This is a genomic window from Corynebacterium sp. KPL1824, assembly GCF_000478095.1.
In the GTDB taxonomy this organism is placed as follows: Bacteria; Actinomycetota; Actinomycetes; order Mycobacteriales; family Mycobacteriaceae; genus Corynebacterium; species Corynebacterium accolens.
Genome location: NZ_KI515750.1, coordinates 471,523 through 484,774 on the forward strand (window position 1 = coordinate 471,523; position 13,252 = coordinate 484,774).

The window sequence follows — 13,252 nt, forward strand, 5'->3', positions numbered from 1 at the left end:
CAGTTTGGGCGACACAACCATCACAGATCACCAAGTGCCTCAGCCAATGCGAGACTAAACCTATACGTCCAAGGTCCCGTTCCCCAGCCCATCCATCAAAAAAGAAACCGGAGCACCTCCACACGGAGGGCACCGGATTAACTGTTGTTCGAAGCGCAGTCAGGGCATCAAGCCCGCACTATTCCGCCGATTCAGATGGAATTAGAACTTGATGTTGAACTGTGCCAAAAAGTCACGCACTGGCTGCAGAAAACGAACTAAACCTAAGCTATGGTTAAAAATTTTCGCAACGCTTGCCACCACAGCAGCCAAGCCAGCAAGACCAGCGATTACGCCAAAGATACTACCCAAGTCAGAGCTACTCTCTCCAGCGTCACCACCTGGAGCTGGCGGTTTTGGCGGATTCTCATTATCACCTGGTGGCATTGGTGGATTCTGACCATCGCCACCACCCGGAGCCTCATCATTACCATTGTCGGCCGGCTTAACAATAACTGTTACGGGCTTATCCTTATTGGTAGCCTCTTGTGAGTTATCAATAAGCCGACTAACCGTCACTTCATCATTGACTTTTAGTTGAATTTCGTCAGGAACATCGATATTAAAGGTAACAACTTTACCTTTAGCGGTTTCTCCCGCTTCACCAGATTCTTTGCTAAAACGTACCACTTTAGTTTTAACGATCCGACTCGGAAACTGCGCCTGAATTATCTTCTGCTCACCGGGGAGCAAATACACCGAGCCAGTAATCACGGTATCTCCAGCTTTGACTTCCTTTACCGATAGAGCGGGGCCAGACTGCTGTTCTCCATCAGTAGGCCCGTTGCTATTATCGCCTGCTGGAGTGTCGATACCCCTTGCTATATTTACGACATTCTGAGGCGACAAGCCCTTCAACTGTTCTTCAGAATAAAGAGGAGCACCATCCTTCTTGAACTCCCTAGCCACCTCTTTCATAGCGTCAACACTTAGCACAGAGATCTGCTCCACACTCAGGTTGCAGTTACGTCGCAGATGTTTGGCAACCACCAGATTGATATCAGCATCAATGCCGTCCTGAAAGTTCTGTGCACAGCTACGATGCCCGTCTGCAGCCCAAGCGACTGGGGTGACAGCGACACCTACGAGAGATACAGAAAGGGCTACAGAAGCGAGAACACGCTTATTAAGTTTCATACGAACCTTCCAAGGGGTACTACAAGCTACGGGATCTTATGCGCCACGATGCACTTTCAAAGATCAAAAACACGAACCGACACCGCAGAAAGTGGAATAGCACGACCTATATCGCGCCATTTACGTTTTTAAACGCAGAATTAGTAAACCATATTGGTTTCCCGTTCAATAGTTCCCCCACTAAAAAGTGTGCGAGATCACTCAGTGGTGGCGCCTGCAGCAAAGTGTAACGGTTAGCGGTAGTGGGCCCAATTAAATCGGCATGGTCACCGGGCATGCCAGATAGCGCGAGACTAAAGCTAATCGACCATGCTCCGCTTCCCTGACCCCCATTAACTAAAAAGAACCGGAGCACCTCCGCAAGGAGGGCTCCGGTTTAGTTCCCGTCTGAAGCGCAGTCAGAGCACCAAGCTCGCGCTGATCTGCCAATTCAGATTGAATTAGAACTTGATGTTGAACTGTGCCAAGAAGTCACGCAGTGGCTGCAAGATACTGGCCAGGCCTGCGTTCTGGTTGAAGATTTTAGCAATGCCTGCCACCACAGTGGCCAAACCAGCAAGACCAGAAATTACGCCAAAGATATTACCGAAGTTAGAGCTGCCCTCTCCAGATCCACCGCCCGGCAGCGGCAGCTTTGGCATTTTGTCACCGGCACCCGGATTGTCGCCTGGTTCTTTTGCCTTATCGGCAGCTTCATTAATTTCTGCCTCATAGTTGACCTCCGCGGTCGTTAACTGGTCAATCTCCTCGGGACTGATAGCGAAAGAACCGTCCGCTTTCTTCAACTCTTTAGCCACCGACTTCAAGTCTTCAATATTGAGCTTGGAAATCTGCTCGGCGGTCATTTTGCAGTTCCGCATCAAGTGTTCCGCCACATTGCCGTTTGCATCGGCGTCAAAATCACTTCCCACGCGGAAGTTCTGTTTGCACCGTAGATGCGGCGCATCATCATCAGCCCATGCGCCGGGAGCAACAGCGGTAGTAGCGAGGGATACAGACAATGCTGCAGAAGCGAGAACGCGCTTATTGAGTTTCATACGAACCTTCCAAGGGGAACTACAAGCTACGGATTCCATACGTCACGGTTTACCTTCAAGGAAGGGAAAACATGAGCGTACACCGCAGAAAGTGGGATAACACGACTTTTATCGCGCCATTTGCGGTTTTAAACGCAAGATTAGTAAACCATATTGTTTTGCCACCTAAAAGCACCTAACTGAAATAGTGTGTCAGATCACTGAAGAGACGCGGTTTTAGTGCACAATGTAGCGGTTACCAGAGGTGTCCTAGATAAACAGGGGCCACCGATTGCTTCAGTTTCTACGGGACGCTCCACACCACAGTCCGCATTTCCATATCTCGTATTTTAATTTCATTTTCCGCCCTACCGGACACGTTGATTCACAAGAGCACAAAGCGGCCCGACCGAACGCTGTAGATAGCATCCGGCCGGGCCGCTTAAAGCACGCGCTGTGCGCTCTTAGTTCTTCGCTACGGTGGCGGTGACTCCAGTGAGGATATCGTGGGCACCCGCAAGCGGCTCGGTGACCACGGAGAACTCCGTAGCCAGTACCTCGCCTGCGATGGTCTCAGCGTGGCGCTGCGCCCACTCCTTCTTATCTTCGGGCACGGCAAGAACCACGGAGATGCGGTCCGATACGTCGAAGCCGGAATTCTTGCGGGCATCCTGCAGGCCGCGGATGACGTCGGCAGCCCACCCTTCGGCCTCGAGCTCCTCGGTGACCTCGGTGTCCAGAACGACGAGGCCATCCAAGCCCTCGATGCGGGCCGTGGAGTCCGGGTTCGCCGCCTGCAAACGCTCGGTATATTCCTCGGGGCTCAAGATGATGTCACCGTCAACCACGACCTCATCGCCGCGGCGCTCGTAGTTGCCCGCCTTAAGGTTCTTGATGGCCCGCTGGACATCCTTGCCCAAGCGCGGGCCGGCAACCTTGGCGTTGCAGACCACCTGGAAGGTACCGACGGAATCGACATCATCAGTAAGCTCAACCTCTTTGACATTGACCTCGTCGCGGATGATGTCCGCGAAGTCCGCCAGGCTCTGCGAGCCCGCGAAAGCAACGGTGAGCTTCGGCAGCGGCAGGCGGTTGCGCAGCTTATTGGCCTTGCGCACCGAGGACGCAGCCGATGCCACAGCGCGGGTAGCGTCCATGGCAGAAACCAGGTCCGCATCCGCGGGGTAGTCCTCGGCCTTCGGGAAGTCCGCCAGGTGGACGGAGCGCTCACCGGTCAGGCCGCGGTAGATGACCTCGGCGACGTGCGGCAGCAGCGGGGCAACCACGCGCGTGGTGGTCTCCAGCACGGTGTAGAGGGTATTGAAGGCCTCCGGGTTGGCATCTTCGCCGCCCCAGAAGCGATCGCGGGAGCGGCGGACGTACCAGTTGGTCAGCACATCGGCGAAAAGGCGGACCTCTTCGGTGGCGGTGGCGATATCAGTCCCCGCCAGCGCGGCATCGACGTTGGCCACAAGGTCGTGGGTCTTGGCCAGGATGTAGCGGTCGAGCACGTGCGTGGAGCTCGTATCGAACTTGGCTTCCTGCTCGGCGTAGAGCTGCAGGAAGGTATACGCATTCCAGATGGGAAGCAGCGCCTGGCGCACGCCCTCGCGGATGCCCTGCTCAGTGACGATAAGGTTGCCGCCGCGCAGGATGGGCGAGGACATCAGGAACCAACGCATGGCATCGGAACCATCGCGGTCAAAGACCTCGTTGACGTCCGGGTAGTTGCCCTTGGACTTGGACATCTTGAGCCCGTCATTGCCCAAGACGATGCCGTGGGCCACGACCTTCTTGAACGCCGGGCGGTCAAAGAGCGCCGTAGACAGCACGTGCAGCAGGTAGAACCAGCCGCGGGTTTGCCCGGAGTACTCCACGATGAAGTCCGCCGGCGAGTGGGTTTCAAACCACTCCTTGTTTTCAAACGGGTAGTGCTTTTGCGCAAACGGCATGGAACCGGACTCGAACCAGCAGTCCAGCACGTCCGGCACGCGGCGCATCGTGGACTTGCCGGTGGGATCATCCGGGTTGGGGCGGGTCAGCTCATCGATGTGCGGGCGGTGCAGCGACTCCGGGCGCTTGCCGAAGTCCCTCTCCAGCTCATCCAAAGAGCCGTAGACGTCCATGCGCGGGTACTCGTCATTATCGGACATCCACACCGGGATGGGCGCGCCCCAGTAGCGGGTGCGGGAGATATTCCAGTCGCGGGCACCTTCCAGCCACTTGCCAAATTGCCCGTCGCGGATGTGCTCCGGCAGCCACTCGATCTCGTTGTGGTTGAGCTCCACCATGCGGTCGCGGAATTCGGTGACCTTTACGAACCATGCGGGCAGAGCCATGTAGATAAGCGGCTCGCCCGAGCGCCAAGAGTGCGGGTAGGAGTGCTCGATGGTGACGTGGCGCACCACTCGCCCAGCGGCCTTGAGGTCCTTGATGATGGACTTATTCGCATCGAAGACCAGCTGACCCTCGTATGGCGGGACCTGGGAGGTGAACTTGCCGTCCTCATTCACTGGGACCACCAGCTCGATGTCGTACTCATTGGTGGTGTTCATATCGTCTTCACCAAAGGCGGGCGCTTGGTGGACAACACCCGTACCGTCTTCGGTGGTGACGTAATCTGCCAACAGCACCTGGTAAGCATTACGCAGGTCTGGGAAGAAGTCGAAGATCGGCTCGTACTTAAAGCCCTCGAGCTGCGCGCCGGTGAAGGTGTCCAGCACCTCCGCCTCACCCAGCTCCTTTTCCAGAGTGCCCAGCAGGTTTTCGGCCATGATGAACGTGCGGCCGGCGAATTCGCCGTCGGTGGCCTTAAACAGTGCGTAGGAGACCTCCGGGTGAACCGCCAGCGCCTCGTTGGACGGCAGGGTCCAGGGGGTGGTGGTCCAGGCGAGGAAGGAGGCATCGGCAAGCGCGGGGTAATCCGCCAGCGTCTTCTCCGCCGCGGTGCCCTCGCGAGCGCCCGCGACCGGGAAGGTCACCGTCAAGGTGGGATCCTGGCGCATCTTATAGGAATCATCCAAGCGCGTTTCCTGGTTGGACAAGGAGGTATGCTCCGCCCAGGAATACGGCAGGACGCGGAAGCCCTTGTAGATCAGGCCCTTGTCATACAGTTCCTTGAAGGCCCACATGACCGATTCCATGAAGTTGATATCCATGGTCTTGTAGCCATTATCAAAGTCCACCCAGCGCGCCTGGCGGTTGACGTAATCTTCCCACTCATCGGTGTATTCCAGCACCGACTTAGCGCAGTACTCGTTGAACTTGTCTAGGCCCATGTCCTCGATCTGGGCTTTATCGGTGATCCCGAGCTGCTTTTCCGCCTCCAGCTCCGCGGGCAGGCCGTGGGTATCCCAGCCGAAGACGCGGGGGACGTAATTTCCGGCCATCGTGCGGTAACGCGGCACGATATCCTTGACGTAACCGGTCAGCAGGTGGCCATAGTGCGGCAGGCCATTGGCAAAGGGAGGGCCGTCATAAAAGATGTATTCGGGGCAGTCCTTGGTCTTTTCCAAAGAAGCCTGGAACGTATCGTCCTGCTTCCAGTACTTCTGGACTTCTTCTTCCATGTCCGGGAAGCGGCTCGAGCCGCCGGTCATATCGACCTTGGGGTAAATCTTTTTCACCATTATCTTCCTTCACGCTTTAACTTGATGCAGGGACGGGCCAGTGGCTCGCGGTACCACCCTGCTTGAGCTAAAAAGCTCCGCTTCGTTTCGGTGAAGGAGATAACGGTCCCACCCGTTCAGTTCTACTGAGCCTTATGGCCGTTCTTCTGAATTGCTCCCCGGTGATGGCCGGATCATCGCATGTGCCCGCCAGTATAGCGCCACACGAACGCTGTGCACAAAAGTTATCCACAGGTAGAAATTTTCCTGTTGTACGCGGTTGCGCGCGGCCATAGATTATGAAGCATGACCGCGCTCGAGAATTACTTAGCAGCTATGGCCCCGGGGATGGATATCGTCGCCGGGTGCGCTGGCCTGTCTGAGGACGATCTGCGGGCGCATGGTGCGCCGGAGCACACGGCGCGGGAGCTTATCCTGCTCAAAGAGGCTTATTGCGGAAACACCAAATTCACCGGTCGGCGCCGGCGAGCCATGGACGGTGCCCGGCGCAATGGCCATTCCATCGTGGCGTTGTCCATCATCGAAAAGTATGCCCGCAAGATGCCCACGCTTTTCGATGCCTGGCTTCTCCGCGAGCAGCTCTGCACCACCAATGCCGGCACGGCGGATCTAGAAAAACTGGCAAAATCTAAGCTACCTGCGAAAAAGAAGAAGGTTAAGCCTGGGGTGCGCATCATTCGCCGCAAGAATGCGCCTTGGACCCTGGCCATCGACGCGCGTTCCTCGCTCATTGCGGACCTTCATGCCGCGCTAAAAGAGAGCGGCAAGGAGCCGCTCAAGGCAGTGGAGCAGACCTTTTTCGGCGGCGGTACCGCCGTTAAGACCACGGTGATGACCAATGTCCTGGTCAACCTGGATGACTACGTGCGCATCATCAACGGCGATGGCGAGGAAATCCAGCTCCAGATGACCAATGGCGCTACTCTTACCGGCGCCGAGTACCTCGAGCGCGCGCTTAAGGAACGCGGGCTGATTACGCTTATTAGCCCCTATGAGGGAGCGGTCAACCTGTACCGCACGGAGCGTTTTGCCAATGCGAAACAACGCCTGATGGCCGCTGCAGAAAACCCAATCTGCCCGTGGCCGCGGTGCAATAAGCCCGCAGACGAATGTCAGATTCATCATTTGGAGCCGTGGTTGCACGGTGGATTGACCAACATAGGTAACTTATCCACAGCCTGCGCCTACCACAATGGGGTCAATGATGATGACCCCAATGCCCCGCCACTGCGCGGGCACCTCGCCCGCCGGAATGGAACTATCAGGTGGGAGCCCCCAGATTAGATAATTATTATACGGAGTTCGTGGTGAATCCTCGAAGGAGACCGACGAAGGAACGGGATTCACGACCCAGACGCGGGATCTGAGGGATCCGAGGAAACCGCGACCCGGTAAACCGCAGATGGTGCGGATGATTACGGGCGGTGCAGGCAATTGGGGTGGTGCGGTTAGTGCGGTTAGCACTGGCGTTGGACCCACCGGTTAGACAAGGCGCCGCCGTGCGCCTACTTCGGCATGCCGCAATGGATGGAGCTAATACTTCTGACGGAACGTGGCCGAATCTAACCCAGCCTGACCCTACCTGACCCAGTCTGACCGGGGCTGAGCGATCCTGGACGGCTCTCGGCCTAATTCTGCTTCCAGCCTTGGGGCAGGTCTTCTTCAAGGGCGTTATTATCCGCACGGTACTTGCGCGCCCAATCGATAATAAACAACACGATGCCGGAGCCCGCTGCAATGAATACGAGGTACAACGCCCAATCGGCGGTGTTTAAGACATACATCACCAAAGCCACGAAGGCCACAAGGGCAAGGACGAGGGCAGCAACGAGCATGTCAGTTCCTCTCAGAGGGGGTTAAAAGTAGCTATGGGAACAATCATAGCGAGGTGGATAAAACCACAATAGCGCCCACTCCCCTAGAGTCGTGGGCGCTACGGGTAACTAATTTGGTTTAGTTACTGCCAACCAGCTTTTTAGTTCTTGCCGGCATCGCCGTTTGGTGCGGCGGTTCCGCGGGTCTCGAGCTCTTCCAGCTGGGACTCGAGGAGGGTCTTCAAGCGGGTGCGGTACTCGCGCTCGAAGGTGCGCAGCTCGGAGATGCGCGCCTCCAGGGCGGTCTGCTGCTGCTTGACCGTGTTCATGACCTCGGTGTGCTTCTTCTCGGCATCGGCCTGCAGCGATGCGGCCTTCTCCTCTGCCTGGCGAATCTGCGCCTCGGCGCGGGAGGAAGCATCGGACTCGGTCTGCTGAGCCTTCTCCTCTGCCTCAGAAACCAGCTTCTTGGAGCGGGTTTCTGCATCCTGCACCTGAGCGTCGTACTTCTTCTGCGCCTCGGCAAGCTGTGCCTTGGAACGAGAGTCGGCATCAGAAAGCTGCTTCTCGGCGGCCGTGCGGGCCTCGGTCAGCATGGACTCAGACTCTGCGCGAGCCTCAGAGGTCAGGCGGTCCGCCATCTCCTGGGCCAAGCCCAGAACGCGGGCTGCCTGCATGTGCGTATCCGGGGTAGCCAAGCCATCTGCGCCCTGTGCCGCACCAGCACCGGCAGCGGCCGCTGCGGCGCTGGAGGCAGCCGAGTTGGAGGAACCAGCGGCGGAAGCGGACTTCTTCAGGCTCTCGTTCTCGCGCTGGGAAGACTCAAGCTTCTCCTTGGCCTGCTTGGCCTCTGCGCGAGCCTCCTCAGCTTCCTTCTTGGCCTTTGCTGCCTCGTCGCGAGCGGCCTTGAGCTCGGCGGTATTAGCGGCGGCGGTGGCGCCAGCTGCGGTGGCATCGGCACCGCTTTCCTTGGCCTTTGCGGCCTCAGCCTGGGCGGCCTTGACCTGCTCCTGGGCCTTCTTGGTTTCTTCCTTAGCGCGAGAGACCTCGGACTTGGAATCTGCCAACTTGGTTTCATACTCAGCACGCAGCTTGGCCTCAATCTCCTTGCGCAGAGCTTCTTCATCTGCGCCAGAGGTTGCGGCGGCTGCGGCACCAGCCCCTGCTCCGCCGGCCTTGGCGCCGGAGCTAAGATCGCTCACCTGCGCCTGCAGGTCTTCGTTCTCATCCTGCAGTTGGGCAAGGGCGTCCTCAACGAGGTCGAGGAACTGATCTACCTCATCCTCGTTGTAGCCACGCTTGCCAATTGGCGGCTTGCTGAACGCGACGTTGTGTACATCAGCTGGTGACAGTGGCATGACTTGTCTTCCCCTTCGAGTTGATAGAACCCCGGAGGTTCCAGGGCCTTAGGAGCTGCGGTTCCAGTTTATCTAAACCTTCCCCACAAAGTTATATGTGGTTCATGATACGGATTATCGCATTTTATTGTAACCGAAAGTCCACAATAATGGACGTAACGCTGACTCTCAATGTCTACCACAGGTTACGGGGTGATGCGGGGTCGTCCTACAAGAAAATTACCTGCAGGAAAAGCGTCAGGAACGACAGGATGAAAAACAGCACTAGAACGGAAACATCCAGCGCGATTCCGCCCATCTGCAGCGGAGGAATGACCCGGCGCAGCGCCTTGACCGGCGGATCCGTGATGGCGAAAAGGGGCTCAGCGATGATCATAAACCAGCGCGGCGGGTTGAATTGCCGCGAGAAGGATTGAATCATCTCGATAATAATCCGGGCGATCAATACCCATGTATAAACCCTCACCAAGAAGATGAGAATAATTCCAATTTCAGTCACGATTACTCAGCCTATCGAATAGTCCCCCGCACGTGCGCATTGCGCACCGTACGGGGGTTAATGGGATGTGCGTCGTTGTAGCTAGCCCGCGGTCCTAGCGCAGACCGGCAGCGCGCTCTAGTTCAGGCTTGGCAATATCGGCGGACTTAGGCACGACGGCGAATACCTTGCGCTGGGTGTCCATGCCCTTCGACAGGTTGAGCATGCGGCCTTCCAGGCCGAAGCAGAGGCCTGCGGCGAAGTCGATGAAGCGCTTGGCGGTGCCGCGCTCGGCATCGGTAAGCTCAAAGACCACTGCATCGCCGTCGCGGAAGGGCTCGCCCACCTTGGCGGCGTCGTTGAACGAGGTCAGGGAGATTGCCACGATAGTCGGAACGAACTTTTCCTCGACGGGCGCTGGCGCTGGGGCCGGCTCGTAAGCCTGCGGGGCGCGGCGCGGGGCGTAGGCCGCAGAAGTGGCAGCTCCGTTGCCCGCGTAGCGCGGCTCGTCGTTGTAGTAGGCGTCGTCTTCTTCGAAATCCATCGGACCAAGCCCGAAGAAATTCTTCGTCCTATCAATGAATGACATTTTTGGGTCTCCCTCTGACCTAAATTTGTTCAAGTTCAAGCGCGCAAATGTGAATGATGTGACTCATGTGATTTACGCTGTGAAATGCGCTTTTGCGATATTTTCAACCTACTGGGCGCTTTCCCATGATGCTGGTTCCGACACGCACAATATCCGTGCCCGCGGCAATCGCCGCATCCATATCCGCGCTCATCCCGGCCGATAGTTTAAGCTGCCGGCCGAGGCGCTCGGACAGGCGATCCACGTCTGCGCGAACCGTAGAAAATACCTCCTGCGCATCGGCATCAAGGGGAGGAACCACCATGAGCCCGGCGAATTCTAGGTGATCCGCCGCTTCGACAGCCTCGATGACCTCATCCAGCTCCTCGCGGACTACTCCACCGCGGGAGGTATCGCCATCGGCGGAGACCTGAATAAATACCGGAAGGTTGGTGTCTCGCTCACCGCGCTCGTGCGCGAGGCTCACGCCGCGGTCAAGCGCGTTGGCCAGCTTCACCGAATCCACCGAATGCACGCTGGTGGCCCACCGCGCAACGTGGTTAGCCTTCTTGGTTTGAACTTGCCCAATCATGTGAAAGCGCAGCTGTTCTAGTTTCTGCGCCTTTGCCCGGGCTTCCTGCTCGCGATTTTCCGCGGCGTCTTCCACCCCGAGCTCCGCTAGAAGGGCGATGTCCTCTGCGGGATGGAACTTGGTCACGACCAATAGTTGCGGTGATGGGCGCTCATGCTCGGCGGCGATGGCGCTGATGTGTTCCTTCGTTGCGGCGAGATTATCTGCCAGTTCTTGTTTCCGGTTACTCATGATTAGCCTCCAACCAAATCACACCGGCCTGGCGGCCAGTGGTTCCTTCGCGGCGATAAGAAAAGAAATCCGTGTCCTCAATGGTGCAGCGCGGATCCGAATCGATATTGGTAATGCCCAGGCCCATCAATTGGCGGATAAGCCCAGCGCGCACGTCGATGCCCCACGTCCCTTTCGCCGTCCTACACTTCGAGCCGGGAAGGCGCCGTTCGACATCGTTGGCCATTTCTTCTGGCACCTCGTAGTTTTTCCCGGATGCGGCCGGCCCCATGACCACCTGGATTCGCTCCGGCTGAGCGCCAAGTTTCTGCATCTCGCGCACGGTATTGACCACGATGCCGTTGCGGGAACCGAGCCGGCCGGCGTGGGCGGCGGCGATGACGCCGGCGGGGACATCGACAAGCAGCACGGGCGTGCAATCCGCAACAAGGACGCCAAGGCCGAGCCGGCGCTGCGTGGTCACAATCGCATCCGTTGCTGGCACCGGTGTATCGCGCGGGCCATCGATAATGGTGACCGTATTGGTGTGGAGCTGTTCCATCCATACGATGTCCTCGAGCCCGGTCACGCGCAAGAGGCGCTCGCGGTTGGCCGCGACGTTGGCGGGATCGTCGCCGACGTGGCCGCCGAGATTAAAAGACTCATAGGGATATGCAGACGCCCCGCCTGCACGGCTAGTAAAAACCATACGGACGGGGCGGCTGGTGCGATGTTCCTCGTTTACTGGCATGCACACCAGCGTAGCGGTTTGCGCTTAGCGCATGAAGGACGGCACATCGAGATCGTCGTCGCCATCGTCATCGCGGCGCTGGCTTGGCCGGGACAGGCGGTAGTCTTCGCGGCGCTCCTCGCGGAAGCGATCGGAGTTGGTGAACAGGCCGGTGGACTCGCTGCGGCGCTCCTCGGGGCGGCGTTCCTCCACGCGGCGGTCGTCGTAACGGCGATCGTCTACGCGGCGCTCATCAGCGCGGCGGTCCTCCACGCCACCCTGGCCGGCGCGCGGCTCATAAGAGTGACGCGGTGCGTAGTCATCGGCGGCGGGCTGGGCAGGTGCCGGGGTGGCGGAGTTGCCGGACTCGCGGTCGCGGTTATCAAAGAGGGAGCCGGGCTTGCGCTGCTCGGGGGCGCGCTGGGCGGATGCTGCCTGCGCGGCATTGGCCTCGGCGTCGAAACCGGTGGCGATGATGGTGATGCGGATTTCATCGCCCAAGGTGTCATCGATGATGGTGCCGAAGATGAGGTTGACGTCTTCATCGGCCCGCTCCTCAACCATGGAGGCCGCGGAGTTAACCTCGTGCAGGCCCAAGTCGGAGCCGCCGGCGATGGACAGCAGCACGCCCTTGGCGCCTTCCATCGTGGATTCCAAAAGCGGCGAGTTGATGGCCTGCTCAGCGGCGGTCATGGCGCGGTTATCGCCCCGTGCGGAGCCGATGCCCATCAGCGCGGAGCCGGCATCAGACATGACGGAGCGAACGTCCGCAAAGTCGACGTTGATCATGCCCGGGATAGTGATCAGGTTGGTAATACCCTGGACACCATTGTGCAGGACCTCATCGGCCGCGCGGAAGGCTTCCACGATGGAAAGCTCTTCCCCACCGAGCTGCATCAGGCGGTCATTCGGAATAACGATGAGGGTATCGCAGACCTCGCGCAGCTCCTCGATGCCGGCCATGGCCTGGCGGGTACGGCGCGCGCCCTCGAACTTGAAGGGGCGGGTGACAACGCCCACGGTCAACGCGCCCATCTTCTTCGCGATGGAAGCGACTACAGGTGCCGCACCCGTACCGGTGCCTCCGCCCTCGCCTGCGGTAACGAAGACCATATCGGAGCCCTGCAGGGCATCCTCGATTTCGGACTTGTGGTCTTCCGCGGAGGTCTTGCCCACCTCAGGGTTGGCGCCTGCGCCCAATCCGCGGGTGGCCTCGCGACCGATGTCGAGCTTGGTATCGGCATCGGAGAAAATCAGCGCCTGGGAGTCGGTGTTGATGGCGACGAATTGGACGCCCTTGAGGCCTTCTTCGATCATGCGGTTCACGGCGTTGACGCCGCCGCCGCCGACGCCGACGACCTTGATATCCGCGAGATTGTTGTTGGAAGAGATCATGTGAGCAGGTCTCACCTTTCGCTACTTTAAGTCTGCACGTGCATTAAACGAGGATTGTATGCGCTTCACGAGCGTGAATCGCGTTCCCCTCCATCTTTAACGACACACCTGTAATTTTCATGCTCATTTTACGCGTGTCGGGACTCTCAAGTACCACTTTAGGGTTGCTGGCCTGCGGTTTTGTCCGCCACTTCCGCACCATTGACACCACCTAAAAGAGAAAATAAAAGACCCTGCAGCGCATACGCTTCGGGCGCGGCGCGGCAGGGAAATTTTCGGGTCTGTC

11 protein-coding genes are annotated in these 13,252 nt (G+C 58.3%); 1 reads left to right on the plus strand and 10 read right to left on the minus strand.

Annotated elements, in window-relative coordinates; genetic code table 11:
* Window positions 1-201: 201 nt before the first annotated feature.
* From HMPREF1267_RS08540 to ileS, 3 genes are all read right to left on the minus strand, one after another.
* Window positions 202-1,176, minus strand: a complete 975-nt coding sequence (locus tag HMPREF1267_RS08540) for a hypothetical protein (RefSeq protein WP_023028971.1) — start codon at window positions 1,174-1,176, stop codon at window positions 202-204.
* 440 nt (window positions 1,177-1,616) lie between these two features.
* Window positions 1,617-2,213: a hypothetical protein gene (locus tag HMPREF1267_RS13385; RefSeq protein ID WP_023028972.1), complete on the minus strand. Its 597-nt coding sequence runs from the start codon at window positions 2,211-2,213 to the stop codon at window positions 1,617-1,619.
* A 443-nt stretch (window positions 2,214-2,656) separates the two neighbouring features.
* Window positions 2,657-5,821 carry an isoleucine--tRNA ligase gene (gene ileS, locus HMPREF1267_RS08550; protein ID WP_023028973.1) on the minus strand — a complete coding sequence of 1,055 codons (3,165 nt, stop codon included), beginning with the start codon at window positions 5,819-5,821 and terminating at the stop codon, window positions 2,657-2,659.
* 285 nt (window positions 5,822-6,106) lie between these two features.
* Between ileS and HMPREF1267_RS08555 the strand changes: the two genes are divergently transcribed.
* Window positions 6,107-7,105, plus strand: coding sequence for an HNH endonuclease signature motif containing protein (locus tag HMPREF1267_RS08555; RefSeq protein WP_034667165.1), 999 nt, complete (start codon window positions 6,107-6,109; stop codon window positions 7,103-7,105).
* 344 nt (window positions 7,106-7,449) lie between these two features.
* On the opposite strand, the gene HMPREF1267_RS08560 is transcribed toward HMPREF1267_RS08555, so the two are convergent.
* From HMPREF1267_RS08560 to ftsZ, 7 genes are all read right to left on the minus strand, one after another.
* Window positions 7,450-7,656 (minus strand): hypothetical protein, encoded by a 207-nt coding sequence (locus tag HMPREF1267_RS08560; protein WP_023028975.1) that lies wholly within the window; start codon window positions 7,654-7,656, stop codon window positions 7,450-7,452.
* Between the two features lie 140 nt (window positions 7,657-7,796).
* The gene (locus HMPREF1267_RS08565; protein ID WP_023028976.1) at window positions 7,797-8,993 is read right to left on the minus strand and encodes a DivIVA domain-containing protein; all 1,197 of its coding nucleotides are present in this window, start codon (window positions 8,991-8,993) and stop codon (window positions 7,797-7,799) included.
* 208 nt (window positions 8,994-9,201) lie between these two features.
* Window positions 9,202-9,492, minus strand: a complete 291-nt coding sequence (locus HMPREF1267_RS08570; protein WP_005278444.1) for a YggT family protein — start codon at window positions 9,490-9,492, stop codon at window positions 9,202-9,204.
* Between the two features lie 94 nt (window positions 9,493-9,586).
* A complete protein-coding gene (locus HMPREF1267_RS08575) occupies window positions 9,587-10,060 on the minus strand; it encodes a cell division protein SepF (protein ID WP_005283848.1) in 474 nt (157 codons plus the stop codon).
* A gap of 103 nt (window positions 10,061-10,163) precedes the next feature.
* Entirely contained in the window at window positions 10,164-10,862 is a 699-nt protein-coding gene (locus HMPREF1267_RS08580; RefSeq protein ID WP_023028977.1) for a YggS family pyridoxal phosphate-dependent enzyme, read from the minus strand.
* Window positions 10,855-11,592 (minus strand): peptidoglycan editing factor PgeF, encoded by a 738-nt coding sequence (gene pgeF / locus HMPREF1267_RS08585; protein WP_023028978.1) that lies wholly within the window; start codon window positions 11,590-11,592, stop codon window positions 10,855-10,857. Before pgeF ends, HMPREF1267_RS08580 begins: the two co-directional genes overlap by 8 nt.
* Window positions 11,593-11,616: 24 nt before the next feature.
* A complete protein-coding gene (ftsZ, locus tag HMPREF1267_RS08590) occupies window positions 11,617-12,966 on the minus strand; it encodes a cell division protein FtsZ (RefSeq protein WP_005278433.1) in 1,350 nt (449 codons plus the stop codon).
* Window positions 12,967-13,252 lie beyond the last annotated feature (286 nt).

What these genes read in the sequence shown, in the direction of transcription:
- pgeF (WP_023028978.1), bottom strand. Translation starts at nt 11,592, where the DNA reads ATGCCAGTAAACGAGGAACATCGCACCAGCCGCCCCGTCCGTATGGTT.
- ftsZ (WP_005278433.1), bottom strand. Translation starts at nt 12,966, where the DNA reads ATGATCTCTTCCAACAACAATCTCGCGGATATCAAGGTCGTCGGCGTC.
- HMPREF1267_RS08540 (WP_023028971.1), bottom strand. Translation starts at nt 1,176, where the DNA reads ATGAAACTTAATAAGCGTGTTCTCGCTTCTGTAGCCCTTTCTGTATCT.
- HMPREF1267_RS08565 (WP_023028976.1), bottom strand. Translation starts at nt 8,993, where the DNA reads ATGCCACTGTCACCAGCTGATGTACACAACGTCGCGTTCAGCAAGCCG.
- ileS (WP_023028973.1), bottom strand. Translation starts at nt 5,821, where the DNA reads ATGGTGAAAAAGATTTACCCCAAGGTCGATATGACCGGCGGCTCGAGC.
- HMPREF1267_RS08575 (WP_005283848.1), bottom strand. Translation starts at nt 10,060, where the DNA reads ATGTCATTCATTGATAGGACGAAGAATTTCTTCGGGCTTGGTCCGATG.
- HMPREF1267_RS13385 (WP_023028972.1), bottom strand. Translation starts at nt 2,213, where the DNA reads ATGAAACTCAATAAGCGCGTTCTCGCTTCTGCAGCATTGTCTGTATCC.
- HMPREF1267_RS08580 (WP_023028977.1), bottom strand. Translation starts at nt 10,862, where the DNA reads ATGAGTAACCGGAAACAAGAACTGGCAGATAATCTCGCCGCAACGAAG.
- HMPREF1267_RS08555 (WP_034667165.1), top strand. Translation starts at nt 6,107, where the DNA reads ATGACCGCGCTCGAGAATTACTTAGCAGCTATGGCCCCGGGGATGGAT.
- HMPREF1267_RS08560 (WP_023028975.1), bottom strand. Translation starts at nt 7,656, where the DNA reads ATGCTCGTTGCTGCCCTCGTCCTTGCCCTTGTGGCCTTCGTGGCTTTG.